Genomic DNA, 26,263 nt, shown 5'->3' with positions numbered 1-26,263 from the left:
TATAAAAAAGAGCAATTACAAAAAAAGACGCATGTGATGCGTCTCTACATATTTTATCTTTTTTGTAGAGACGCGTCACATGCGTCTTCGGGAATGCAACTACGCCGCTAAAGATTCTGTCGACCTAACTCTTGCCTCCGTTACAATTAACGATAATAACAGTATCAGCCCCATAGCAAAAAAGCAGTCGAGCATTAAGGCGGAGTCGCGCATCTCATGGGTGAGAGACTCTACAAAGCCAAACGAAAACAAGCCTACTACAATAGATAGCTTTTCGGTAACATCATAAAAGCTGAAATAGGAAGCTGTATCCGGGATATTTGCCGGGATATATTTAGAAAAAGTTGATCGTGATAAAGATTGTACACCACCCATAACCAGTCCTACTACCACAGCGGCGGCATAAAACTGATGAGCATTGGCCACAAAATAAACACTACCACATATCAAACACCAAATGCCTACTATACCTGCCAGCACCTTGGTATTGCCATATTTAGCCGACATTTTCGCGGTTATAGCAGCGCCGATGATAGCCACTATCTGTATCAGCAAAATAATGATGATCAGGTCTTCCTCTGGCATTTTTAGTTCTTTAGCTCCAAAATTGGCGGCCACCAGCAAAATGGTTTGTACTCCTACTGAATAAAAGAAAAAGGCAGGCAGAAACCGCTTCAATAAAGGCAGCTGTTTTACTTTTTTCCAAACCTTGGCCAGTTCCCTAAATCCGCCGGTAAATACATTATACTCATGCGAACCCGCGTTGGCTTGTCCTTTGGGCAGCATATAAAAAGCAATGAACGAAAAACCTATCCACCAGATACCTACAATGAGGAATGATAAACGCGCTGCAACGTCATCAGTAATACCAAATGTTTTGGGCGATAATACAAACACAAAGCAAAGCACCTGCACCACAATACTGCCGGCAAAACCATAAATAAACCCTTTTGCACTCACGGCATCCTGTTGATCGAGCGTTGCTATTTGCGGCAGATAGGAATTATAGAATACAAAACCACCGCAATAACCTATCGACGCCAAACCATAGCAAACCATACTGAACGTAAAAGTGTTCATGGTGAAAAAGAACATGGCGGCACATGACAGGCTTCCCATCCAGGTAAACAGCTGCATGTATAACTTTTTATGGCCCTTATAATCGGCAATGGAGGTCAGTATGGGCAGAATAACTACTATAATAAGATACGACAAGCCTAATACATAGGTAGACAGCACCGTGTTGATATACCGGTGACCAAAAAAGGTAACCATAGCGCCCGGATTTTTATCCTGGGTAATGGCTACATAGTAAGCCGGGAATATGGTTGATAAAATTACCATATTGTAAGCCTGGTTGGCCCAATCAAACATGGCCCAGGCCCAGATGGTTTTCTTGTTGTTTTTAACTGCTTCCATGAAGTGGTGAGTGGTGAGCAGTGAGTGGTGAGTAGTGAATGAAGATACAGGTTCTAACCATTCACTACTCACCACTCACTGCTCACTAAATTATTTTATCCCGTAATGATCATTCATCAGTTTTACGAATATAGAGCCCGGTAGGATGGATTTAAGTGTAGGCACAATAGTTTGCCCCAATGCTCCTACCAGGTAGTTGTGTGCTGGTTTTGATTTAGCCACGATTTTGCAAACCTGATCAGCTACTTTGCTGGCTTCGCCGCCAATGCTTTCGTCTTTTTCCATACTGGCTACGGCAGCCTCAAATTCTTTTTTCAGCTGTTCGTTCGACAGCGTAAAAGTTACCTTTTCACGACTGCCTGTAAAGTCGGTTTTAAAGTCGCCCGGGTTTACCACGGCAACTTTAACACCTGTATTTTGCAGCTCCATGCGTAAGCTTTGCGAGTAACCTTCAACAGCAAATTTTGATGCACTATATAAACCCTGATAAGGTAAACCAAACAAACCGGCCAGTGAACTAATGTTGATCACCAGGCCTTGTTTTTTCTCGATCATGCCGGGTAACACAGCGCTATTTACACGTACTACACCAAAAAAGTTCACCTCGAACTGCTTTTTTGCATCATCAACCTGCACAGCATACAAAGGCGCAGCAATACCGTTACCGGCATTATTCACTACCACATCAATACGGCCTTCGGCTTTAATGATAGTAGCAATGGCTGTGTTTACCGAGGCATCATTAGTAACATCCATCTCCAGGGGAGTAAACGATACATTGCTGATGCGTTTCAGATTGCGGCTGGTGCCGTAAACTGTATGCCCCTGCGCCGATAGCGCGCTGGCAGTAGCCAGGCCCAAACCAGATGATGCTCCGGTTACTAAAATTACTTTCTTCATCTTATTGATTAATATCTTATGCTTTACGTGTTTTTACTTTTGAGCCGTGAAAATAGGATTTTATCAGCTTATAAATTTATAAATATTGCACATTAAAAAAAGTATTGACCGTACATACGATTTATCATTTTTTAATTAAATTTTGTTTTTCAAAAGAAAGCCCATACCTTAGTCATCAGATGATATGATGATGAACGTTATCCATAAAAGATCACTTGCCGAAGAGGTTGCCGAACAGTTGCGGAAAGCTATTGCCGATGGTAAATACAAAACCGGCGAACAATTGCCCACCGAGCCCGAACTGATGAAACAGTTTGGCGTGGGGCGGTCGTCTGTGCGTGAGGCTATCCGCATCCTGGCTAACTCTGGGTTATTACGGGTACAACAGGGCGTGGGTACTTTTATTGAAGCACCAGCTGGTATCAACGAGCCTTTTCATCAGCGTTTAAAGCGTGCCGAAGCCCACGATCTGGACGAGGTACGCCAGTTGCTCGAAATGAAAATAGCCGAAAAAGCAGCTGCCAACCGTACGGAAGCGGACCTTAAAAAAATAAAAGCCAAGCTGGATAAACGAACAGCTATGGCATTTGGAGGCTCGATGGAAGAATGTATAGAAGCCGATATCGAATTTCACATGAGTATTGCAGAAGCGGCCGGTAACCCTATCCTGACCGACTTGTACCAATCATTTTCCATCCAACTTAAAAGCTGGTTTCTGAAAATATACCCAGATGTTACCATATTTCAGGATACACTACATGCGGAGCTTTATGAAAGCATTAAAAACCGTGACGAGAAGAAAGCCTGGGACTGCATTACACAAATAATACAACGATAATTTTTTACCCTTAATCATCAGATGATATGACGAATAAAACATTAGTCGAACCATTGGAACAAACTAAAACCATAGCCGAAAAAACAGTTTATTCTATCCTTTTCACCATTAGCCTGTCGCACTTGTTGAATGATATGCTGCAATCGGTTATTCCATCCATCTATCCGCTTATTAAAACCAGCTATAATCTAAGCTTCAGCGACATTGGGTTGGTAACCCTAACTTACCAATTATCCGCCTCTTTGCTGCAGCCTTTTGTGGGGATGTATACCGATAAAAGGCCCCAACCCTATTCATTACCTGTAGGTATGGGTTTTACCTTAACGGGACTGGCATGCCTGGCATATGCCCATGGTTTTTACTCCATACTGCTGGCCGTGGCCCTCATCGGCGTTGGCTCGTCCATATTTCATCCGGAATCATCAAGGGTGGCACATATGGCTTCGGGCGGAAAACGGGGATTGGCACAATCAATATTTCAATTAGGTGGTAATGCCGGCAGTGCACTTGGGCCATTACTGGCTGCCTTAATTGTAGTACCTTTTGGCCAAAGTAGTGTGATGTGGTTTTCGTTAGCGGCCTTACTAGCTATCATTATTTTAATTTATATAGGTAACTGGTATAAAGCTTTTGCCCTGCCTAAAACTAAAACGGCCCATGCTGTTGTAACCCACCATAAGCTATCACCCAGACGCGTAGGCTTTTCACTGGCTATCCTTATTGTACTTATTTTTTCGAAATACTTTTACCTGGCCAGTATAACCAGTTATTACACATTTTTTCTGATGGATAAATTCCATCTAAGCGTACAAAGCTCGCAGCTTCATTTATTTATATTCCTGGCAGCGGTTGCGGCAGGCACACTTTTGGGGGGTCCATTGGGTGATCGTTTCGGTCGTAAATACATCATCTGGATATCGATACTCGGCGTGGCGCCATTTACCATGCTGCTGCCTTATGCCAATTTATTCTGGACAAGCGTACTGTCCATATTTATTGGTGTTATTATCTCCTCTGCTTTTTCGGCTATCCTGGTATATGCGCAGGAACTGATGCCGGGAAAAGTGGGTATGATAGCCGGTTTATTTTTTGGCTTTGCCTTTGGCATGGGCGGCTTAGGATCGGCCATATTGGGCAAACTGGCCGATAACACCAGCATTACTTACGTATTTCATATATGTGCTTTTCTGCCTCTCATTGGTATACTTACTGCCTTTTTACCCAACCTTGAAGTAAAAAAGAAAAAATTTGCCTAAACCATAGATCCAGCCGGCAGACAACTATTCAAAAAAAGATCCCCGGGCAGATGATGTCCGGGGATCATGTTTTGTAAGTAGTGCAAATAGTAATCAGGTTTCAGATGTAGGGCTAACTTATTTTCGAAGTGTAAGAATAATTAAAGCCGTATTCAATAAAAGCAATGCCGGTTGGGCAATGGTGGTAATGTTCTGTAACTTATCATTACGTATAGCGCGCCTGTTTTGTTCCACATAAATAATATCCTGGTTCTGAACAATGGTTTCGGGGTTTGTTAACGAGGCCACATCATCCAGATCAACATCAATAATCTGTTTACTCTGCAGTCCTCCGCCCCTCACTATCCTCACCTTTTTTTCGTTACCTTTTTCGGTAAGGCCACCTGCTTCGCCCAATATTTCCATCAGGGTAGTTCCATCTTTAAGCAAGGGGTAGTTGCCCGGTCTTTTTACCTCCCCTACCAATGTAGCCTTTAAACTAATTACTTTTACCTCCATGATGGGGTTTTTAAGTACATTTTTCCGGTACAGGTCATCCAACTTATTTGATGTTTCCAACTTTGATAAACCAGCTACCTGTACCCTTCCAATTACAGGTAAGGCAATAGTACCATCGCTTTCAACCTGGTAATCCAGTGCCTGCGAACCTCCTCCTGATGATGCCTGATCTGTACTACTGGCAGCGCTGGCTTCATCGGTAATAAGCTTAATACTCTGCAAATTCCGGATCCGTAAAATATCTCCCGCCTTAATTTTATAGTCAGATATTTTATAATCGTCCATTTTTACAGGGGGGGCCTGAGCTTTGGAATTCTGTTCAAAATAGGCCTGGTTTTGTTTGTATGAACATGAACCTAAAAGCATAGTAAGAGCGCTTACCGCAAAAAGTAACGGTAAATAGCTTATTAATCTAATAATTCGCATTGATCTATAAATTTTCTAAAAGGAATGATACTTCAGGATTAACCGTTTTGGGTTGATAAGCTTTTCCGCGTTCTGCCATGATTGCTTCAAAATGTTCTGCATATTGATCTATGATCCTGTCGCAGGTATAAAGCTCTGTTATTTTTTGTTTGTTGTTCTCCATTAACTGAATATAACGGGTTTCGCTTTTGTTACCGGTGAGCAAGTGAAAAACAACATCATCGGCATCTGTAAAATACAGGGCATCACTTTCCAGAATAGCCCGGTTAAATTTATTATCGTTTGAGCAGATAAGCGCGCTGGATGCCATAGCCTCTAGCAATGACGGGTTGGTACCTCCAACGGTATGACCGTGAAAATATAAATTAGAATAATATCTCAAATTATTAAGTTTATTCATATTATAAATACCACCACAGAATTTAATATTATGATAATAAGCAAATTTCGCTCTTAAATAAGTACCAAAATCATTATCGGTGCTACCTACCACTAAAAACTCACGGTTGGTATCTGCCTTAATTACGCCATCCAAAATGGTTTCAATACTATTTTCGGGTTCCATACGGGCAATCAGCATATCATACTGGTAAGGCTCCAGCTTAAATTCATCAAGCACCGTAGGATCGGGATGATCAAATATCTCGGCCCCGTAAGCTATATAGGTTGATTTTTTATTGTATTTATGCTCAAGATACCTTTGTATCTCTACCGAATCAGCTATCAAATGATCGCTGTAGCGTACAGCCAATTTTTCGGCAAATCTTAAAAATGCCTGAACTGGTTTGGAGTATTTTGATCTCTTCCACTCCAATCCGTCCATATTAGTAGTAACTATCGTGTTTCTGGGTAAAAGCCAGCCCCAAACAGAACTGCTCGTATATCCTAATTGAAGAATAACATCAAACTTTTTTTTCTTTAAATCTTTTATGCAGTTATAATCGTATAAAAACTGACCCGCTGTTCCCAGTTTGAACTCCGGGTCATAGCAATGGCATATCTCAACAGAATTCCAGGTTTTTTCCTGGTACGGGTGGTTATGAGAATTATAAACAACTACCTCATAACCTTTTTTGACTAAGCCTGTTGCCAAGTATTCAGCGCACTGTTCAAAACCGCCGTAATGGTTCGGAATACCCCTGGTTCCTATGATAGCTATACGCATAATAATATATATTTAATATTTTTATCAATAATTGATCAATATTTTAGGGCTCTGGTCATCGGTTATTGTCTTCTGATCGAACTATGTATAATTATACGTAGAAACACAGGTAAAAGCTTCGCCAAAGACTTATGTGAACAAACAGGTTGTTAAAAAATCGAGTGAACAAAATAAACAGGAAAGTGAAGGTGTTTATGGAAAAACATTATATTTTTCCATAAACTTTTGTTATACTTATATGTATTACGCTCCTAAATAATAATTAAACAATGATTAAAGCATTCAAGTTCCTGAGCAGAATCAATTTAAAGAGCATTATTTTTAACTTCAGATATTTCCCTTTTAAAACCGCCATCAAATTCCCTGTATTAATATCAAGCAATGTATTTCTGCACAAAACAAAAGGCCGGGTAATTATTAACGCTCCCATCAGAACTGCTTTGGTACAAATTGGCTATGGATCCATTGGGGTTACCGATTTTAAAAGATCAAGAGCTGTGTGGGAGGTAGACGGAGATGTTGTTTTTAACGGAAGGGCATTTATTATGCACGGCTGCAAAATCAATGTTTTTAAAAATGCCGAGCTTATTTTTGGCGATGATTTTAACATGAGCACCGAGTGCGCTATTGTTGCTGCTAAAAAGATAACAATTGGCGATCATAGCGGCATATCATGGGAATCATTGGTGATGGATACCGACTTTCATCATATTGCCGACCAAGCTACCGGCGAAGTTTTTAATCATCCGAAAGAGATCATCATTGGCGATAATGTTTGGGTAGGTTGTAAATGCACCATTTTAAAAGGAGCGGTAATACCATCGGGTAGTGTAGTAGCGGCCAACTCCATGGTAACCAAAACACTGAGCGGCGAAAACTCTATTTTTGGAGGCAACCCGATGCGCGTGCTGAAAACAGGTATTAAATGGTGGTATTAAATAATAGGTAAAACCGCGTCGCTTAAATCATAGGTCAGGTTTTCATTACGTTTGGCTATTGGTTTGGCGGGCACACCACCAACCACCGTGTAAGGTTGTACATTGCGGGTAACCACCGCGCCGGCGGCAACTACTGCGCCTTTACCAATGGTAACACCGGGTAAAATAACAGTACGTGAACACAACCAAACATAATCTTCAATAATTACCGGTTGCCCGGTTTGCGCAAAATCGGTACTGTTATAATCATGATGCAGGGTCCAGATCATGACCTCGTTGCTGATGTTCACATTATTACCAATGGTTAAACCCATGCGCGCATCCAGCAAAGCATTGTGCCCAATAATAGTACCCTTCCCTATGCTTAACTTCCACGGACTCCTCACCTCAAAGTTTCGATACAAACCAACCTTCCAGCTTATTTTTGCTTTTAACATACGCAGCAAAAATATCCTTAACGTATGGAATGGCAGCCAGCTTATGAAGCCGCATACCATATAAAGTACCGAGCCTTTAAGTTTATCGAAATGATGTCCAAACATGGTTATGATTTACGGGTTATGATTTTATACGGGTACTTCCTGACTAAGTAATTCACCACGTTTCTTCAAAACTTTAGCAGGCACCCCAGCTACTACAGAATGTGGCGCTACCGTTTTGGTAACAATACTGCCGGCAGCTATTACACAACCTTCGCCTATGGTTACACCAGCTAATATGGTTACGCCGGCGCCTATCCAGCAATTATCATGGATAAAAACACCGTTCCGGGTAACACCCTGATCCTTGATATTGATGTTAAAGTCGGCAAAGTTATGGTTCTCTGAAAATATTTTAACCCCCGGGCCAATGATCACATTATCGCCAATTTCAATACCTCCCTGGCCTCCTAAATAGGCACCTGCATTAATACCGCTGCAATTGCCGATGATGATACCCTTACCTTTTTGGGCAATGACACCTGTGCAGATCAGGGTGCAATTACGGGCAATGGAAACATTATTTTTGATGGTGATACCTTCGGACGATAAGGCATTGATATAAACATGATCTTCAATAATAAGATTTTTACCGGCCGAAAACAGGTAAGAATGCTTGATATTTACATGTGAGCCAATGAACACCAAACCATCCGATTTTTTTAAAAACATCCGCTTCCATAAACCACGTGATAATTGCCGGCCCCTGCCCCATAAAATAACCGACAGCTCCCGCACACTATAATCGTTCTCGAATTTATAGTCGGGGTTATTTTTAAGCTTGCGTATTACCTTTTCAATTAATGTATGCATCGCCTATTAATTTTAATATTCCGTTTGCAGACAATTGCCAGGAGAATTTCTTGGCATGATCAATCCCCTCCAACACCTTTTTTTGGTATAATACCGTATCATTCAACAGAAAACTGATCTTTTCGGCAATATCCCCGGGATAATCAGGATCAATGTATATGGCCGCATCTCCGCAAACCTCCGGCATAGCCGTACGATGTGATACCACTACCGGCACCCCGCATTGCATGGCCTCCAGTGGCGGCAGACCAAAACCTTCGGCATACGACGGGAAACAGAAAACAGTAGCATTGGCATAAATCAAATACAGATCTTCTTCGGGTATATGCCCGGTAAATATCACGCGGTGCGAAACGCCTTCGGTTTGGATATGGTCTTTCAATAAATTGATATCACTGCCTAATTCACCGGCCACCACCAATTTAATAAGCTTGTCATCCAGTAAATTCAGAGCACTAACCAGATGAAATATATTTTTGCGGATATTAACCCGTCCAACATACAACAGGTATTTATTGGGCAGGTTGTATTTATGCAGAAACCCGCGTATACTTTCGCCGGTATAATTTGTCAGTGTTTTAAAAGCATTGTTAATGCCGTGATAAACAACGGCTATCCTGTTTTCGCCGGCCACGTTGTTTTTAATCAGGCGCTCTTTTTCTGAGTGGGATATGGTAATGATCATATCGGCCCTGGCGGCTAAACGTTTCATTTTACTGAAATACGCAATCTCCGACCCAGAATAATACTGTGGATAGTCCAAAAACAAAACATCATGTATATAAACCACCTTGCGTAACTTATTGGGCCACAAACTGCTGAAGTTTTGAAAAAGCACCACCTGTAAACCATATACCCGGGCTATTAAAGGCACCAGCAACATGTTGGATACCATATTAGGGATAACCGGTAAAAAAATGAGTTTTACGGATGAAGGGAAATGTTCGAGCGCTTGCTTTTTACAATCACGAGTGATGAGCAGATAAAGCTGGAATTGATCATTAGGATTGTTCACCATCTCGTTCACCAGGTTTTTCACCACCATGTTGCCACTCGGCGGCCCTTTGAAGAACCACTTGGCATCAATACCTAATTTGATTGTTTTATGTTGACCGTTGACAAGCATATCAGGCAGTTAATGAGGTTAGTGTGGGTGACGAATTATAACGTTTTTCACGTACCTGGATAGCCTCTTCATACATATTGTTCAACCGGGCAAGCCGGTTATCCCAGCTATGATCAGCCGCGCATGTTAAGGTAGTTTGCGCCAGATCAACCAATTTATGCGGATTAGCCAACACATCTTCCAGCGCAACGCTCATATTGTTAACAATGTTATCGTAGATATCCAGTTTTATTTTGATGCCGCATTGGTTGCATATTACATTACCCATACCGCAATGATCCATAGTTAAGGTAGGTACCCCGTAAGTTAAAGCTTCAAATATCACAGCCGGATTATCTTCGGCTATACTAGTGATGATGTGCAGATGAGCTCCTGACATCACACGGATAGCCTCTGGCCTGGGTATGTGTCCATACCATATCATACGGTTGCTTAAGTTTAATTCGACGGCCTTTTGCTGTAATTTTTCTTTTAGCGGGCCATTACCGAGTATATGCAGTATCCAATTGTTTTGTTTAACCTTTGCCAGCACATCAAGACACATGCTTAAATTTTTACGTTCGATGAGCGTGCCTGACCATACCAGCTGAACCTGTTGATTAATGTGATCAAACTTTGATTCATTCAAAAAAACAGCGCTCATGATACCTTGTTCAGACAGATAATAGCTATCTACACCAAACTTTTCGCGAATGGTTTGTTGCCCGGCAGATGTGGCGGCCACCAGTACATCGGCTTGCACAAATGCCTCCCTGATACGCTTTGAATAATTAAGCTGGATATAATTGATGGCGTTTTTTACTTTGAATTTCAATCTGGTTGAAAAAGGTTTCCCTTTCAGCAGCTCCCGGTTAATAATGTTCATGCCCCCTATCGGCCCCCAAACGGTTGGCTTGTTGAGCTTCCATAAAAAGCCGGGTTCACGATATCCGATGGGCCCTAACTGGTGCACTACATCAATATCAACGGTTTTTAAAACTTCGCGGGCAACCCTCAACGCTTTTTTTTGCCATAAATAATAGGCCAAATAAAAGAACCAGCCCAGGCCAGCTTTATCTAACAGGGTAATTGCCTTAGCCAAAAGCCCCGGCTGTACCTCTATAAATTGAACTGAAGTTAAAGGCGTTTCTTCCACATATTTTCTCATGGTTTGGGTATCGCCCATGAAATTATCAGACATACCATAAAGTACCCACACCTCATGCTGACTGGCCAGATGGGTTACTGTGTTCCAGGCCGCACCATACTCTGAACCTCTAAAAGGAGATATTGCATAAGCCGAAATGAGTATCTTTTTTTTCATAACAGGGGTATCAGGTTTGTCGCTTATCTCAATTTAACTGTGTTCTTAACGGATCTTTATAAAAGTATTTCCAGCGTAAGCGGTTCAAATAATTAAACATCCAGGAGTTGAAATAATTTAACCCTTTTAGGTGCCTGCGCATTACAGCAAGCTCCTCGTGGTGCATCTTCACCGTATCGTTGCTTACACCATCCATGCGCATATAGGCCACGGTTTCATCAATATGGGTAATTTCAAACCCTTTATATTTTATCCTCAGAAACATGTCAAAGTCCATCGCTATTTTCAGGCTGATATCATACTTGCCTGTTTGCCGGTACACTTCTTTTCTGATAAAGCAGGTGGGATGCATAATGTACATACCAAAATTTAACCAGCCCACCTTACTCTTTTTTTCGCGCTCAAATCCATTTTTACCTATCAGCATAATATTACCGCAGCGTACATCATCTTTTGCCGAACCCTTGTTCATCATCACCTCCACAGCGTGCGGAGCATACCAATCATCAGCATTAATCATCCCTATCCAATCGCCGGTGGCCATGGCTATTCCCTTATTAAAGCCATCGGCTATACCTTTGTCGGGCTCACTGATAAAGCGGGTTATCTGCCCCTGATACCTATCAATCACGTTTAAAGTACCATCGGTTGAACCACCATCAACAATAATATATTCGATATTGCCGTAGGTTTGATTAATAACACTCAGGATAGTATCTTCAACAGTAGCAACCGCGTTATATACAACCGTAATAATGCTAACCTTAGGGGTAGTTTCCATTTTTATATCCATTAAGCCGCTTCAAACTGATAGTCCTGAATTTTTTCTTTCTCACGCTGTTCCTGCTTAAAAACCAGAGCATTGAAGTTGAGATAGCTATAGCCCAGTGTTATCATCACAATACACATCTCGGCATTAAACAGTGCGGTAACAATATAATTGGTAAGCAGCAGGCTAAATATGCAACCGATACTCAAAGCGGCGAATAGCCTAATGGCCGGTTTAACCTTAGCATCGGCATACTTTCGCCAGTTTTTGATAATCAATCCAAAAAATATCAGGATATAGGTAAGCACACCTGCTATACCCATTTTTACCAACAGATACAACCAGCCATTATGCAAAACCGGGATAAATTGAAAATCGGTATCCTCACCCAGGCGTACAAACGTTTTCAGATCGACAGTTTTTCCTAAACCACCAAATATCCAGTCCTTGGTATCTCCCTCCATATAACCCTTGAGCGCCATGAACGATTCATAGCCCCGGTATTTCATATTGATATCCTGCTCGGTATTATAATCGCCCATTTTTAGCTCATTAAATGAACCCAACAACTTGCTCATAAAGGTTTCAGACGAGGTAGCCTGAAAAATATCAGTCGGTATCAATGCAATCAGCATCACCAGGAAAAAGATGGTTGGGATTATCCAGATTCTTTTAACCTTATCAGCCACCATGAGCAGGGCAAAACATACCATGATGATAAAATAAGTACGGGAGGCACACATGTAAATTCCAAAGGCGTTTATCGCCATAAATAATTTAAACCAATGTGGTTTAAACAACCTGATGTTAAACTTCCAGGTAAAAAGCAAACAGGCCAGCCCCATTGGCGGCCCGGGTGCCCCTACAATGCCCATAGCATAGTGAGCCGAGTACGGATCAAACAAAGCGCTGATCCCCATGTAGGATACCGATATAGCCGTTACCAATATCGATGTAATCAAGCCTGCATAAACCAGCGTTTTCAAGAATTTTTCGATATCAAGCCGGCAGGCCAGTACAATGCCCGACAGTACAAACAGCACAGGTATACTGAAATAATAGAAATCTTTTAAAATAAGATAATTGTCGTTCTGGTAACCAACTATCAGCGCGAACAGTACAGGCAGCATTAAAATACTGAAAACACGGGCAACCTTTACAGCGGCCAAACGATGTTTTAAAGGCATAAAAATGATCAGCAAAGCGATACCGATCACTATGGCCTGCATATGAAAAAATGAGGCTATAATGAGTATCAGCAATAAAAGTGGATATATACGATTGATCATTTTTCTTAATTATTTAAGCCGTTGTTGCATAAACAAAATTATCGCGTACGTACCGGGCCGGGTTACCTGCCCAAACCTGTTCGTCGGGTACATCTTCAAACACCACCGAACCCGCCCCTACTATAGAATTTTTTCCAATGGTTACCCCTTTTAAAATAGTGCTGTGTCCGCCTATAAAGGCGCCATCACGTATAATAACCGGCTTTGTTTTTACACCATCAAGCCGTTCCGGATAGCTATTCCTCATCCTGGCATCGAGCGAATGGAAATCGGTATCATAGATAACCGTGTTGATACCTATTTTTACATTATTGCCGATGCTTATTTTATTGTGGCAAATAAAAGCTACCGAAGTAACGCCTACATTGTCGCCGATGGTTAATTCGCCCCCTTTGGCCACCACAAAGTAACATTGCTGCTGACGGCCACCCATGGCATGGTATTTACCGCTGTTAAACCAAAACCTTTTGCCAATAGAAAAAGTCCCCTGTAGGTTAATGTCTAGTATGGGGGTGCCAAAGCCAACAAAATCGCGGTGATATTTTACATTGTTTAAGTAAAATTTAAAACTGCTTATCAGCCACGAGTAATAACGCGCCATTTGATAGTAAAGCACTCGTAATAACCTGTAAAACTTCCTGATATAATACATGATCAACCTGATAATTATATTTCACCCCCCGGCCTGTATCAGGCATTAAAAATGCCGGTAGCCGTTTTATTGATTATTTTTTTTGTTTGTATCGAAAAAATCACTCCCATGATGATAAATAAAATAACATTGGATAGGGTTACCCCGGCTACCCCTATCTTTTTACCCAAAAAAACTGATAGTGGTACATTTACCAGCGAACCAACAATACCCACATATAACTGCAGCTTTATTTTGCCTATTCCGTTTAAAAGCTGTACGTGTATAGCCTGCCATATGATGGTTATGGTATACAGGCACATGGTTATGGACAGTAAAACAGGTACTGTTATCGTTTTACCCAGCCACAGGCGATATAACCAGGGCGATACAATGAGCAGGCATATAGCACAAAAGCTAAGAGCCACCCACAGTTTATTTATTTTGGCCACAGCATTTTTGATCCAATCCAGATCATTTTTGGTATAGGCCTCAGTAAAAGCACTCCAAAATGGCGTTATCACAATAACAAAGAACATCAGGATAATCGAAAACAGCTTGTAGGCCACATTAAAAGTGGTTACCTCTTTAGGACCGAATAGCTGGGTGATCACAATATTGTCTGTTTCATAAAGCACCAGGGCGTTTATTTGTATAATAAAAAATCCGCCGCCTACACCCAGCAACTCTTTGGCGTGTTTTAAATTGATAAACCTAAAGCTGGGAGCCAATTCTTTATAACTACCGTTATAATACCAGATGCTCCCTGCAATCAATACCACCAAAGGCAAACCGGCTATGATAATAACCACATCGAGCAATGCGCCCTGCTTAACCCGCATTAAAAATAATACCGCCAAAAGCGATAGTATTTGCCCCATCAGGTTTAAAAAGGCCGTTTTGGCAGGAGCCTGATTCGCTGTTAAAACATTATTGATCAGCTGTATTACAAACTGGAAACAAAAAAACGCGAATACAATCAGTACAATCATGCTCAGATAGTCCGCCGGTGTATTGTGCGCGTTTAATATATGTTGCCACTTGATGTAGGGGTTAACAAAGTAAAACACTACAAACATGATAGTTGATATGATCAGCAACAAGGCGTAAGTTGAACTTACATAACTTTTTGCCGACGATACATCGCCCAACGATATCATGGCGGCCAACTTATTCCGCAATCCGTTTCCAAGCCCCATATCAAACAAACCCGCCCAGGTGATAATCGAACTCAGCGTTAGCCAGATACCATACTGAGTTGGGTTAATGTACTTGATGGTAAGCGGAATGAGTAACAACGAAATAGCTACACTGCCCCCCTTCAGCAAAACCGACTGAATGATATTTTTTTTGGTTTTCAAAGAACGCTCGTGCCCTTTTGTAAAAAAGCGCTGAACATGAGTTTGTATAGCCTGCAGCATAAATTATTTACTAATATTTATGTGGTAGGTTCTTTTGTTTTATTGAAGATGGAGGTTAATCCGTTACTTTTTTCCTCGATACCTTCATAACCGTAACCATAGTTACCGTAACCATGCCCATAACCGGTAATGCTGTTCTTTTTAAGCTCAATATCATTTACGATGAGGTAAAGATGTTTAGCCTTTTTTGATTTATGCAGATCGTTCACGATACCCAATTGCGATTTGTAGGTATAGTTTTGCCTTACCACGTAGCAAGTGATATCCACAAACTCTTCAATGATCAGCGCGTCAGAAACCAACCCTACTGGGGCGCTATCAATAATCACATAATCAAACCTGGTACGCAGTTCTTCTATCAGTGTTTTTAACCTGTCGTGCATTAACAGCTCGGTGGGGTTCGGAGGGATCGGCCCGGAGGATATGAAAAAGAAATTTTCATTAAAAGTAGAAGGCTTGATCAAATTATCGATGCTTTCCTCTTCATTTGAAATTACATAATTGGTAAAACCATGATCGTTTTCAACACCCATATTTTTCAGCAATCTGGGTTTGCGCAAATCAAGTTCAAGCAACACTACTTTTTTACCAGACATAGCTATGGAATTACCCAGGTTAAGGGAGATAAACGATTTGCCCTCGCCGCTCATGCTCGATGTAAACAGGATCACATTCGACTTGCCCTTCTCCGTAACATACTTCAGGTTGGTACGTACCGCCCTGATCTCTTCTGAAACTATGGAACGGAAATCATTGTATATTAAAAGCTTGTTGCGATTAGTATTCCGGCTTATTTCGCCCAGCAAAGGCACACTGGTATGTTTTTCAATATCAGCCTTACTGTTAATACGAATATTAAGCATCTCCTTGATACTTAATCCTGTGGCCGGTAAAAAGATACCTGCAAACAATGCGATAAGATATATAAGTGATTGTTTTGGGGCAAAAGGTTTTTCGCTACTCTCGGCATTATCCAATATCCGCACACTTGACATGGTTGCATTTTGAGAAATGGCTGTCTCTTCTTTTTTCTGCAACAGAAATAAGTAAAGATCCTGCTTTAAGCTTTGCTGTCTGGAATAATCCAGGTATATCCGCTCTTTTACCGGGGCATCAGATATTTTATTTTCGATAAATGAGTTTTGTTTCTTAAATGCCTGTTGCGAAACCTCCAGGCTGTTACGATAGTTTTTAATACTGGCCATTAATGATTTGCGGGCCAGTTCAATCTGCTGGTTAAGATTTTGTATAATGGTACTGTTATCGGTAAGATTTAATTTAAGCTGCTCCTTCCGTAAAAGCATTTCATTGTAGGCATTGATGGCCGTACCAAAGGCAACATCCTTGGTTATCAATGAGCTTGGTACAACCTGGGGGTTATTGGCATCATTTACATATTTATACAAATCATTTACTACAGCCAATTGCACGGAGTTATCATTCAGCTTGCTTTGATACTGATTAGCTCCTTCAACCAATGCTTTTGATTGCGCGTTGATATCTGATATCTTATTTTGAACTTTATACTGCTCCAGGTTTTTTTCAACTTTACCCAATTCGTCTCCAACAACCAGCAAACGCGCATTGATGAATTTCATGGTACTATCAGCCTTGCGTATCTTATTGGATAGGTTGCTTTGCAGGTACATCTCCATCAACGTTTGCAAAATCCGTTCGCCATGATCCGGATTCTCATAACTTAGCTGTAGGTTTATCACCGTGGCTTGTTTATCATCAAGTCCGGCAGCTAAGTTATCTGTGAGATCTTTAGCTGCCTGCTTTCTCGACTGGATATTTAACTTGTAATATCCGGAAGGCTTAAATTTGTCTGTTTTGTTTAAGGTAAGATTATACTGGCTAAGCTGAATAGGCTTCCCAAATTCGCTGATAATATCCAGATCCTCTTTACTGTTCTTAATCCGGAACGTTGTGTTGCTAAGGATAGCTATTTTGAAATTGCTTAACCGGATATCTTTCCTTTTATAATCAATCGATACAGAGATTGGCGAGTTGTCATATATTTCAAAACTTTTCCAGCCATTATTATCTAACACATGAATATTGAGGTGTAGCTTGGCAACCGTACGGTTTATAAGACTTGTTGATTTTAATATTTTAACCTCATTATCAGCGTTGCTTTTTACATCGAACAAGGAGGCCAAATCGGAGTTAAGTCCGTTAGTTAGCGCTTTCTCCGGGGTACCTTGCTCATCTTCAACAATTACCTTACCCAATATGCTCCATTGATTCGGGCTGTACTGTATATAAATAAATCCAGCTATCAGGCAAGCAATGATGCTTAATGCAAAAACATACCAATAATTAAGGCACAAAGCAATCAACCCTCTTACATCGCTGGGCCCTTCTTCTTTTTTATAGGTAAAGTCAAGTTTTTCGGCCAAAATGTCTGTGTTATCCATCTGTTTTTTTAATATAAGTACAAGGTGTTAAGGTGTTCCTTTCAATTATTAATTCTCAATAATTACTGGTACTTGCACAGGTACCAAATTGTAAAGTAATACGGGTTTAGCTATAGGAAAGTTAAGCCCAAAAAGTCAGCTTACAGGGAGAGTTAATAGAATGAACAATGTGAACACATATAGAATAATGAACAAAATAAACACGGCTAGCTTACAATGGTTATACATAACTATGCATAACCATTGTAAGCTCCAAGCGGATTTAAACCTAAAAACCGACTTATGATAAATAATATTACAAACGACAGGGTTGCGGTATTTGCCGTGATCCTGGCTGCCATTACAGGCATTTACGGCCTTGTGAAATTAAAAAAGCTAAGCGTTAAAGCACCATTGAACATACTAACCGATGAACAATCGGATTTATTAGTAATGGGTATTTTTCACTTATTAATTTGCGCAGTATCTATTTTTTCGCTTTTACAATAAACAGATACAAAAATAACCACACCAGCAATAAATTAACCAATAGATAACCATCCTACTAATCCACATATAACCGTATTACACCCTGACAGTAATATTCAGTTAATACATCCGGTATAATTGTTCATTTAATGGCGAAAATGAACAAAATCAAAGGAAACATTCATTTCATTCATTAAGAGTAAAAATAAAATGTTAGCCTATAAAATTACATACATTCATAAACTTATAATTAACCTACTGATCAACTAAAACCTATAATGTAGGGTTATACTGCTTTGATTATCAATAAAACGGTTATTAAAAGCCATATACCTGATACTTTTTAATAATATGACAGCCTTTTCATCGCAGCTATTTGAATTATTAAAATCATATGTTTTAGAAAACTCACATCTTACCCGTATCCAGGCAAGTGATTGTAAAATACTTTCTGCCCGGATAAGCGACAAAACCAGCCATACGGTAAGCGAAACTACCCTAAAACGGATATATGGCTTTGCGCTAAGTAAATTCAAACCATCATTATTTACCATTGATGTATTATCAAATTATTGCGGATATAATGGGTGGGACGATTTCTGTAAAAAACAAGACAAACAGCATACTAACAGCAACCACAAAAATGCTGATTGGGATTCGTTGAGTCAAAAAGCGGCCAAGATCACTAACTTTACATTGCAGGCTTTAAAAAACAAATCAGGCATCCCGTTTAACCAAAGTATCAAAAGGAATTTTCTCGATAAACATTTTGATGAATTTTTAAAAGGCGATTACGCAGCAACAGTTTTACTTGCCCCCCCATCATACGGAAAAACCATAGCCCTGTGCCATTGGGTGGATGAAAAGCTGGCATTAAATATTACATCTGGCAGCAATGATATTTTCTTGTTTTTCAGCAGCAACGCCTTAATGAATGTTTTAATTAGTGGTAAGGATTTTAATGACTGGTTACTGGCTTTATTGGGCTATACGCTTGAAGAAGATATTATATCGCTGCTTGATAGCAATAAACGTAAGGAAGGTAATTTTTACCTCATTATAGATGGCCTGGATGAACATATGTTTAAGAATAACTGGTTTCAATTGCTGCTTGACCAGTTAATGGATATTTTTTCATTCTATCAGTCGCACAAATGGTTTAAGATAGTTTTAACCATGCGGTCAACAAACTGGATCAATAACCGGCATATACTGGATTATGATCACCCGAAATGGTTTATTGGCACTATAACCGATCAGCAATTAAACAGCAATGTCCCTTTATTCAACTTACAGGAAATAAAAGAATTATGCCTCAACATTAACCCGGAAATGCAAACGCCGATACCGGCCGATGTAGCCAACAGCTTTAATCACCCGCTCTATTTCCAGTTTTACTATAAACAACACAAGGATAACTTCTCGCTTAATAATATAGACCACACTTCTATTTACGACCTGATTTCCAATTTTATATTTAATAAAATTTATCAGGGACATCACGCTGCAGATAAAACACTTCTTTTAAAGGGTCTTATCGAGAATATGGATTTTAAAAAACATGAATATGATGTGGATAAATTAAAAGTAAATGATTTGTTCAGTCAATATAATCAGGCATATAAAGAGCTGTTAAGTATTGGTTTTTTAAAAGAAATTAATACTAGCAATGATGCCCAGTTTAATACTTATGTTCAATTCGGGAACAATAATTTTTCAGAACTGGCTATAGCCCATAAATTGTTGTATGACAATAACAACACCTTTGACGGAAATCTGATAAAGGCTATTAATCTGTCGTTTTCTAACAATGAGCTTAAAGTACCCATCATTAAGTGGTGCGTCATGCACGCCATGAAAAACGGGCAACAGGAAAACTTTTCGGCACTTTCCAGGGCCGATTTAAATCCCAGGGAAAGACTTGATGTGATTGCTTTTTTTGGCGATCTGCTTTATAAAGTTCATTTGGCTCAAAGCAATACAGGCGCCACGACTAATTTTTTTAAACAAGATTGCATTGATGGGCTATTTTACTACTTTTTTGGGTTGGAGCTGATAACCCCCGATTACAAAAAAGCCTTGCAATCATTGTTAAAATTCGAATTATCTAATTATAAAAAAATCCTGACCTATAGTGCACTGGCTATTACATCTGTACTGCAACTGGATCTGCCTGCATTGGAAGCTTATTTACTAAAACTTAACGTTTTTTCGCATGAGGATTACCAGGAGTTTACCATAAGCCCCTTAGAGTGTCTTAATACCATATATTACTTTTTCAAATATGGCATCATCAAAAAGGACTTCTTTATTACCATTACGCGGTTTTATTTTAACCCGCCGAAACAAACAGGAAATCTGCGTTACAGCCAGGGAAATGACCTTATTTATTTATTAGCAGGCTATACCCTTTTAATATGTCAGAAACCCCGGAAAATGCTCAGGTATATCCAGGCACTTCAAAAAGTACATGCTAAAGATTCAACGGAATCAACCGGCTATAATTTCTTTTTAAAAATACTAATGGCCGATTCTTATTTTCTATTAGGTAAAGTAAAAGAGCTTAAAACTATTCATGATCATATTTCTGAGCTATTTAAAACAAAAGAAAGTTCATTTACGCCGTATATGAAACAGGCGTTTTACAGCCTCAAAATTAAAAAAGCAGTTCTTAACGGTGAATACAATGCTATACCCGGGTATTTTAAATACTTAAACCAGGCCACAGAAAAATCAGGAAATAGATTTTCAAAGATATTTACGATCAACTTATTGATCAGTAACCCAGCGGTTGTAAATCAGGACGAAGCTTTTTATAAACAACTGGCTTACAACAACTCCAGAGCCCTGCGCGAATGCGGGTTAAGTCCAGAAATATTCTCCCACCACGATTTTTCTAATTAATTAAGATAACCAGGACAAAAACACGGTCTCACACAAATTACTTTTAAACAAAAACGTTTAAGTATTTTGTGTGCCTGCCAAATGAATTAATTAAAACCTACTTTTAAACCATTGTAACGGTTATTTCTTTAACTATTACGCTGCAAACCAATAATAAACTTACTGAATAAATAAGTTTCAACCACAGGTAATAAACTCATTTATTACCTTATTAAAGTTGTTTAACTAATTTTAATAATTAGTTTTTCCATATAAACCAATTTTTGGCATAACTAATATTTTTTATGTATTAAATAACTGTAAATCAATAAATTAATACTATAAATATCACCAATTAACCGAATCAATCACTTCAACTCAACAAAAAAGCTAATGTTCACTTGATGATTTCCTAACATGCGCATCATTCCTTTGCAGCGGAAAAATGCGATTCCTGAGTTTAGTTAAATTAATTGTCCAAAACACACATTATGAAAAAAATTTACCACTGTTTTTTCCAGAAAACACATCATTTATCCAGGCATGTCCTGCTCATTGCCTGCGTCATATTATTTACCGCGTTGCAGGCATTTTCGCAAACCGGCAGGCTTGTAAAAGGAACTGTGACAGACGAAACCAATGCACCATTGCCAGGGGTTATTGTAACCGTTAAAAGTACAGGCAAAGCTACTACCACCAACACAAATGGTGGGTATTCCGTTACAGTTAGCGGGCCAAACGATGTTTTAAAATTCACCTTCTTAGGTTCGGTACCAAAAGAGGTTACTGTAGGTGATAAGGCATCGTTCAATGTTACCCTTGTAACTGATACCAAACAGTTAAAAGATGTAGTAGTTATTGGTTACGGTACATCGAGCCGTAAAGATGTTACCGGCGCTATCACTTCGGTAAAAGCCGAAGACTTTAACGCTGGTGTATTAACCACCCCTGCCGAACTGTTACAAGGCAAAGTAGCAGGTTTAAACATTACCAAAAGCGGTGACCCTAACAAGCAGCCTGCTACCATACTAAGGGGTCCATCAACCTTACGTGAGGGTGCCGCACAACAACCATTTTATGTAATAGATGGTGTACCTGGTGCTTCTATAGATCTTTTAGCCCCTGCTGACATTGAAAGCATCGACGTATTAAAAGATGCGTCATCAACAGCTATATACGGTTCGCGTGCAGCAAACGGTGTAATCATAGTTACCACCCGCAAAGCCAAAGCAGGCCAAACCAGGTTGGTATACAGTGCTTACGGCGCTGTTGAAAATGTTTCAAAAAACATTGATGTACTTACCGGCGACCAACTGCGTAAATATTTAGCTGATAATGGCGTACCTAAATTAACAGTGGCCGACGATGACGGTTCAAATACCAACTGGCAAAAACTGGCCGAAAGGACTGGTTATTCACAAAACCATAACCTTTCTTTTGGCGGTGCAGGTACTAATTCAGAGTACGGCGCAAGTGTAAACTACATGAAAAACAATGGTATACTAAAAAACACCAGCCTGGAACGTACCATTTACAAAGGTTACATCAACCAGCGTTTTTTTAACGATCGCTTAAAATTAGGTATCACGCTTACCAACAGCGCCACCAAAAACAACGATATATTTCAAAGCCAGGTATTGTCGGGCATTTTATTCTACCTGCCAACAGTTAGTCCTTATAACCCGGATGGAAGCTATAAGGAAAATTACACCCGTACAGGTAGCGGCCCTTTGAACCCGCTATCGTTAATTAATAATAACTTTACCAAAACGGAGAACAACAAAACCCTGATCAATGGTTTTGCTGCTGTTGACATCTTAAATGGTTTAAAATTTACCATAACAGGGTCAACCCAAAAAGAGCAAAACAATGTTAACACCTACTCTACCAGCCAATCAGGTATATACGTTAACCAAAATGGTGTAGCCGTACGTAGCGCTTATACCAATACCAGTAACGTGGTGGAAGCTTATTTTAACTACGATCGTGTTTTTGGTCAGCATTCCCTTAAATTACTGGGTGGTTATTCTTATCAGCAAGATCGTAATAACGATGGTTTTGGTGTGCAAACTCAAAATTTCTCGAATGACGCTCTGGCCTATAATTATTTAGCGTTTTCTAACCCTACCCAACTTTCGCAAATTATCTTCAATCCAAATTATAATGTAAACGGCACTACTCCGCCAACTTACATTTCCACTTTAAGGTTAATATCTTTTTACACACGTGCACAATATCAATTTGCAGACAAATACTTACTACAAGCATCGATAAGAGAAGATGGTTCTTCTGCATTTGGTATCAATCACCGCCATGGCTATTTCCCTGCGGTTTCTGCCGGCTGGAAAATTATCAGCGAAGATTTCATGAAATCAGTTCCGGTTATCAGCGACCTGAAATTCAGGGCAGGCTATGGTGTTTCTGGTAACAGTTTAGGGTTCGACGCTTTTACTGCTCAGCTCATTTATGGTGTTCCTCCAGGCGGTGGTAAATTTTTAAGTAATGGTAATATCATTAACCCTATCGGGCCGGTACGTAATGATAATCCCGATCTGAAATGGGAAAGTACTGCCACAACCAACATTGGTTTGGATTTTGGCGTGCTGAATAACCGCATCACCGGCTCTGTTGATTACTATATCAAGAAAACTTCAGATTTGATCTATACTTATCCGGTATCAACAACCTTATATTTTTATCCGTTTTATACTGCTAACGTAGGTAAAATAAAAAACAGCGGTATCGAAGTTGTAATAAACGCTATCCCTGTAAAATCACAAAGCTTTACCTGGCGTACTTCGTTCAACGTATCACATAACAAAAACGTGGTACAGAGCTTATCAAACAGCCAGTTCGGACTTAACTTTATTCAAACTGCACAGTTAGGCGGTAAGGGGCAGTCTGGTAACTATAGCCAAATCATACAACCTGGTTATGCTATTGGTACATTTGACTTATGGCACTATACCGGCAAAAATGCTGCTGGTGTAAGTACCTTCCAAAAAGCCGATGGTTCAATAACTGCTGCGCAACCACTTACTACCGATCAGTTTATTAAATATGATGCACAGCCCAAGCTTATATACGGCTGGAGTAACAGTTTCTTCTATAAAAACTTTGATCTTAACTTCTTAGTTCGTGGCGTGTACGGTAACAAAATTTTAAACGCAACACTTGCAGGTTTGAATAACCCGGCTGATTCAAAAATACAGAATATCCCAACGTTTACCTTAGGCGAATCCTTCAAGGATATTAATGCATACCTGATCTCTGACCGTTTTCTGGAAAGTGGTTCATACCTGCGTTTAGATAATGCTACTATTGGTTATACCATTAAACCGCATATCCAGGCATTTAAAAGCCTGCGTTTTTATGCCTCAGGCAATAACATTTTTATCATCACCAAATACCGCGGTGTTGATCCGGAAGTTAATATCGGCGGTTTAACCCCGGGTATCGATAACAGGGATTTTTATCCTAAAACCCGCACCTTCAGCTTAGGTATAAACGCATCATTTTAATAACAGTTAAACAAACAAAAATGAAAAAGATATTTATATTATGTGCCACGATAGTTGTGACGATAGGCACATTCTCTTGTACAAAATTAAATGTACCTGTTGAGTCGCAATACGTAAAATCAAACTTTCCGGTAACCGATGCAGATTATACCGCGTTACTGGGTACCATTTATTCTAACCTGTCATCAAACTATGCGGTACCTTACTGGCGTATGCAGGACATGTCAACAGACGAAGCCATTTTACCGGCCCGTGATGGCAACTTTGACGATGGTGGCCAATACCGCCAGTTACACTACCATACCTGGACTTTTGATCACCCTAACGTAATAACTGTTTGGCAGTGGGGTTTTGGTGGTATCAACACCTGTAACCGCATTATCAGTGTTATCAATACCTCCCCATCATCGGCTGCAAAAAAGGCATCTTCTATTGCCGAAGTTAAAGCGATGCGCGCCCTTTACCTTTATTTCATGATGGACCTATATGGCAACGTACCCATCATTACCGATTTCCCGGTAACCGTACAACCGGCAACTCAACCACGTGCCAAAGTATACGCCTTTATTGAAAGCGAGTTAAAAGCCGTTTTACCTTTATTGCCCGCCAAAAGCAGTAATGCGGCAACAAACGTATTACAATATGGCCGCCCAACTAAAGGAATGGTATTTGCTTTACTGGCAAAAATGTACCTGAACTCCGGTATATACACCGGAACCAACCGTTACCAGGAAACCGTTACCATGTGCGATAGCGTACAAGCTAATACCAACTATTCCCTGGATGCCAGATACAGGGACATATTTTTACCGACTAACGGTCCGCAGATCAATGAAACTATATTTGCGGTGCCTTATGACCAGCAAATACCGGGCAACCAGTTTACCCGTTTTGGTTTCTTTTATTACCTGGCACAAGCTTATGGATTTAACGTAGGTTTGAGTATCGCGATGAGCACCACTCCTGAGTTTTATAACCGCTTTAACATCCCTGGTGACGACCGTACCAAAACATGGCTGGCCGGCCCTCAATTTTATCCTGATGGTAATGGAGGTTTTACCAACCAACCAGTTTATTATCCGGCACCAAATACCACTACTCAAATCAACATCATACCTACATTAACCCTAACTGGTTTAAAACCAATGGACTTGGGTAACGATGTACTTACTTCACAATCAGAAGGTGTAAGATCCATTAAATACTACCCTGATGTTAATATTATTCAGGCAACCCGTTTAAATAGTAACGACGTACCGGTATTCCGTTTAGCCGATGTGTTGCTGATGAAAGCTGAGGCCTTATTACGCGGGGCTACTCCAACTACTATAAACGGCGAACTGCAGGTTCCGCTTACCTTAGTAAATAAGTTACGTACCCGCGCACATGCACAGGCGGCTTCGTCAATTGACCTACCCAGTTTGTTAGATGAGCGCGCACGTGAACTTTCATGGGAAGCATGGCGCCGTAATGACCTGATCCGTTATGGGCTATTTGAAAAAGCATATCCACTACCGGTAGCTGGCGGAAAAACGGATGATCTGCAAATGAACACCGACCCAACCCGCAGGTTATACCCTGTTCCATCAACCGAACTAAAAACCAACCCTAACCTGATTCAAAATCCGGGTTATTAATTGGGATTCCTGGAGCAAGGATTTATGGAACAAGGAGCAAGGACTCTCCACTTAGATTAACGA

The 26,263-nt window shown here is 40.2% G+C and carries 20 protein-coding genes; 7 read left to right on the top strand and 13 right to left on the bottom strand.

The genetic code is table 11. The features are described 5' to 3' along the window. Positions 1-99: 99 nt before the first annotated feature. Entirely contained in the window at positions 100-1,419 is a 1,320-nt protein-coding gene (locus BW976_RS18660) for an MFS transporter (RefSeq protein WP_076375222.1), read from the bottom strand. Positions 1,420-1,509: 90 nt separating this feature from the next. Next, the gene (locus BW976_RS18655) at positions 1,510-2,319 is read right to left on the bottom strand and encodes an SDR family oxidoreductase (protein ID WP_076375220.1); all 810 of its coding nucleotides are present in this window, start codon (positions 2,317-2,319) and stop codon (positions 1,510-1,512) included. 184 nt (positions 2,320-2,503) lie between these two features. On the opposite strand from BW976_RS18655, the gene BW976_RS18650 reads away from it, so the two are divergent. Then, positions 2,504-3,157, top strand: a complete 654-nt coding sequence (locus tag BW976_RS18650; protein WP_084192268.1) for a FadR/GntR family transcriptional regulator — start codon at positions 2,504-2,506, stop codon at positions 3,155-3,157. A 26-nt stretch (positions 3,158-3,183) separates the two neighbouring features. Next, positions 3,184-4,413: an MFS transporter gene (locus BW976_RS18645; RefSeq protein WP_076375218.1), complete on the top strand. Its 1,230-nt coding sequence runs from the start codon at positions 3,184-3,186 to the stop codon at positions 4,411-4,413. A 117-nt stretch (positions 4,414-4,530) separates the two neighbouring features. Here BW976_RS18645 and BW976_RS18640 read toward each other — a convergent pair whose 3' ends face one another. Further along, positions 4,531-5,337: a polysaccharide biosynthesis/export family protein gene (locus tag BW976_RS18640; RefSeq protein ID WP_084192267.1), complete on the bottom strand. Its 807-nt coding sequence runs from the start codon at positions 5,335-5,337 to the stop codon at positions 4,531-4,533. A gap of 4 nt (positions 5,338-5,341) precedes the next feature. After that, positions 5,342-6,502, bottom strand: a complete 1,161-nt coding sequence (locus tag BW976_RS18635; RefSeq protein WP_076375214.1) for a DUF1972 domain-containing protein — start codon at positions 6,500-6,502, stop codon at positions 5,342-5,344. 269 nt (positions 6,503-6,771) lie between these two features. Between BW976_RS18635 and BW976_RS18630 the strand changes: the two genes are divergently transcribed. Next, entirely contained in the window at positions 6,772-7,440 is a 669-nt protein-coding gene (locus BW976_RS18630; protein ID WP_076375212.1) for an acyltransferase, read from the top strand. On the opposite strand, the gene BW976_RS30140 is transcribed toward BW976_RS18630, so the two are convergent. From BW976_RS30140 to BW976_RS18585, 9 genes are all read right to left on the bottom strand, one after another. After that, positions 7,437-7,709: an acyltransferase gene (locus tag BW976_RS30140; protein ID WP_455429725.1), complete on the bottom strand. Its 273-nt coding sequence runs from the start codon at positions 7,707-7,709 to the stop codon at positions 7,437-7,439. The genes BW976_RS18630 and BW976_RS30140 overlap by 4 nt on opposite strands. A 297-nt stretch (positions 7,710-8,006) precedes the next feature. Continuing rightward, positions 8,007-8,732, bottom strand: a complete 726-nt coding sequence (locus tag BW976_RS18620) for an acyltransferase (RefSeq protein ID WP_076375208.1) — start codon at positions 8,730-8,732, stop codon at positions 8,007-8,009. Next, entirely contained in the window at positions 8,716-9,858 is a 1,143-nt protein-coding gene (locus BW976_RS18615) for a glycosyltransferase family 4 protein (protein WP_076375206.1), read from the bottom strand. Before BW976_RS18615 ends, BW976_RS18620 begins: the two co-directional genes overlap by 17 nt. Before the next feature lies 1 nt (position 9,859). After that, positions 9,860-11,161, bottom strand: coding sequence for a glycosyltransferase (locus BW976_RS18610; protein ID WP_076375204.1), 1,302 nt, complete (start codon positions 11,159-11,161; stop codon positions 9,860-9,862). Positions 11,162-11,189: 28 nt separating this feature from the next. Continuing rightward, positions 11,190-11,942: a glycosyltransferase family 2 protein gene (locus BW976_RS18605; RefSeq protein WP_175614136.1), complete on the bottom strand. Its 753-nt coding sequence runs from the start codon at positions 11,940-11,942 to the stop codon at positions 11,190-11,192. A gap of 11 nt (positions 11,943-11,953) precedes the next feature. Then, positions 11,954-13,219 (bottom strand): hypothetical protein, encoded by a 1,266-nt coding sequence (locus tag BW976_RS18600; protein ID WP_076375200.1) that lies wholly within the window; start codon positions 13,217-13,219, stop codon positions 11,954-11,956. A 13-nt stretch (positions 13,220-13,232) separates the two neighbouring features. Further along, positions 13,233-13,871: an acyltransferase gene (locus BW976_RS18595; RefSeq protein WP_076375198.1), complete on the bottom strand. Its 639-nt coding sequence runs from the start codon at positions 13,869-13,871 to the stop codon at positions 13,233-13,235. Positions 13,872-13,909: 38 nt separating this feature from the next. Continuing rightward, complete coding sequence (locus BW976_RS18590; RefSeq protein WP_076375196.1) at positions 13,910-15,271, bottom strand: lipopolysaccharide biosynthesis protein; 1,362 nt, start codon at positions 15,269-15,271, stop codon at positions 13,910-13,912. A 17-nt stretch (positions 15,272-15,288) separates the two neighbouring features. Next, positions 15,289-17,691 carry a GumC family protein gene (locus BW976_RS18585; RefSeq protein ID WP_076375194.1) on the bottom strand — a complete coding sequence of 801 codons (2,403 nt, stop codon included), beginning with the start codon at positions 17,689-17,691 and terminating at the stop codon, positions 15,289-15,291. Positions 17,692-17,973: 282 nt separating this feature from the next. On the opposite strand from BW976_RS18585, the gene BW976_RS18580 reads away from it, so the two are divergent. The 4 genes from BW976_RS18580 (at position 17,974) to BW976_RS18565 (ending at position 26,200) form a co-directional block, all read left to right on the top strand. After that, entirely contained in the window at positions 17,974-18,180 is a 207-nt protein-coding gene (locus BW976_RS18580) for a hypothetical protein (RefSeq protein ID WP_076375192.1), read from the top strand. Positions 18,181-18,510: 330 nt separating this feature from the next. Continuing rightward, positions 18,511-21,063 carry a hypothetical protein gene (locus BW976_RS18575; protein WP_076375190.1) on the top strand — a complete coding sequence of 851 codons (2,553 nt, stop codon included), beginning with the start codon at positions 18,511-18,513 and terminating at the stop codon, positions 21,061-21,063. 470 nt (positions 21,064-21,533) lie between these two features. After that, the gene (locus tag BW976_RS18570) at positions 21,534-24,563 is read left to right on the top strand and encodes a SusC/RagA family TonB-linked outer membrane protein (protein WP_076375188.1); all 3,030 of its coding nucleotides are present in this window, start codon (positions 21,534-21,536) and stop codon (positions 24,561-24,563) included. A 20-nt stretch (positions 24,564-24,583) separates the two neighbouring features. Continuing rightward, the gene (locus tag BW976_RS18565; protein ID WP_076375186.1) at positions 24,584-26,200 is read left to right on the top strand and encodes a RagB/SusD family nutrient uptake outer membrane protein; all 1,617 of its coding nucleotides are present in this window, start codon (positions 24,584-24,586) and stop codon (positions 26,198-26,200) included. Positions 26,201-26,263: the final 63 nt, after the last annotated feature.

Source organism: Mucilaginibacter lappiensis, assembly GCF_900155965.1.
GTDB lineage: Bacteria > Bacteroidota > Bacteroidia > Sphingobacteriales > Sphingobacteriaceae > Mucilaginibacter > Mucilaginibacter lappiensis.
This window is presented reverse-complemented; position numbering and strand designations above follow the sequence as displayed.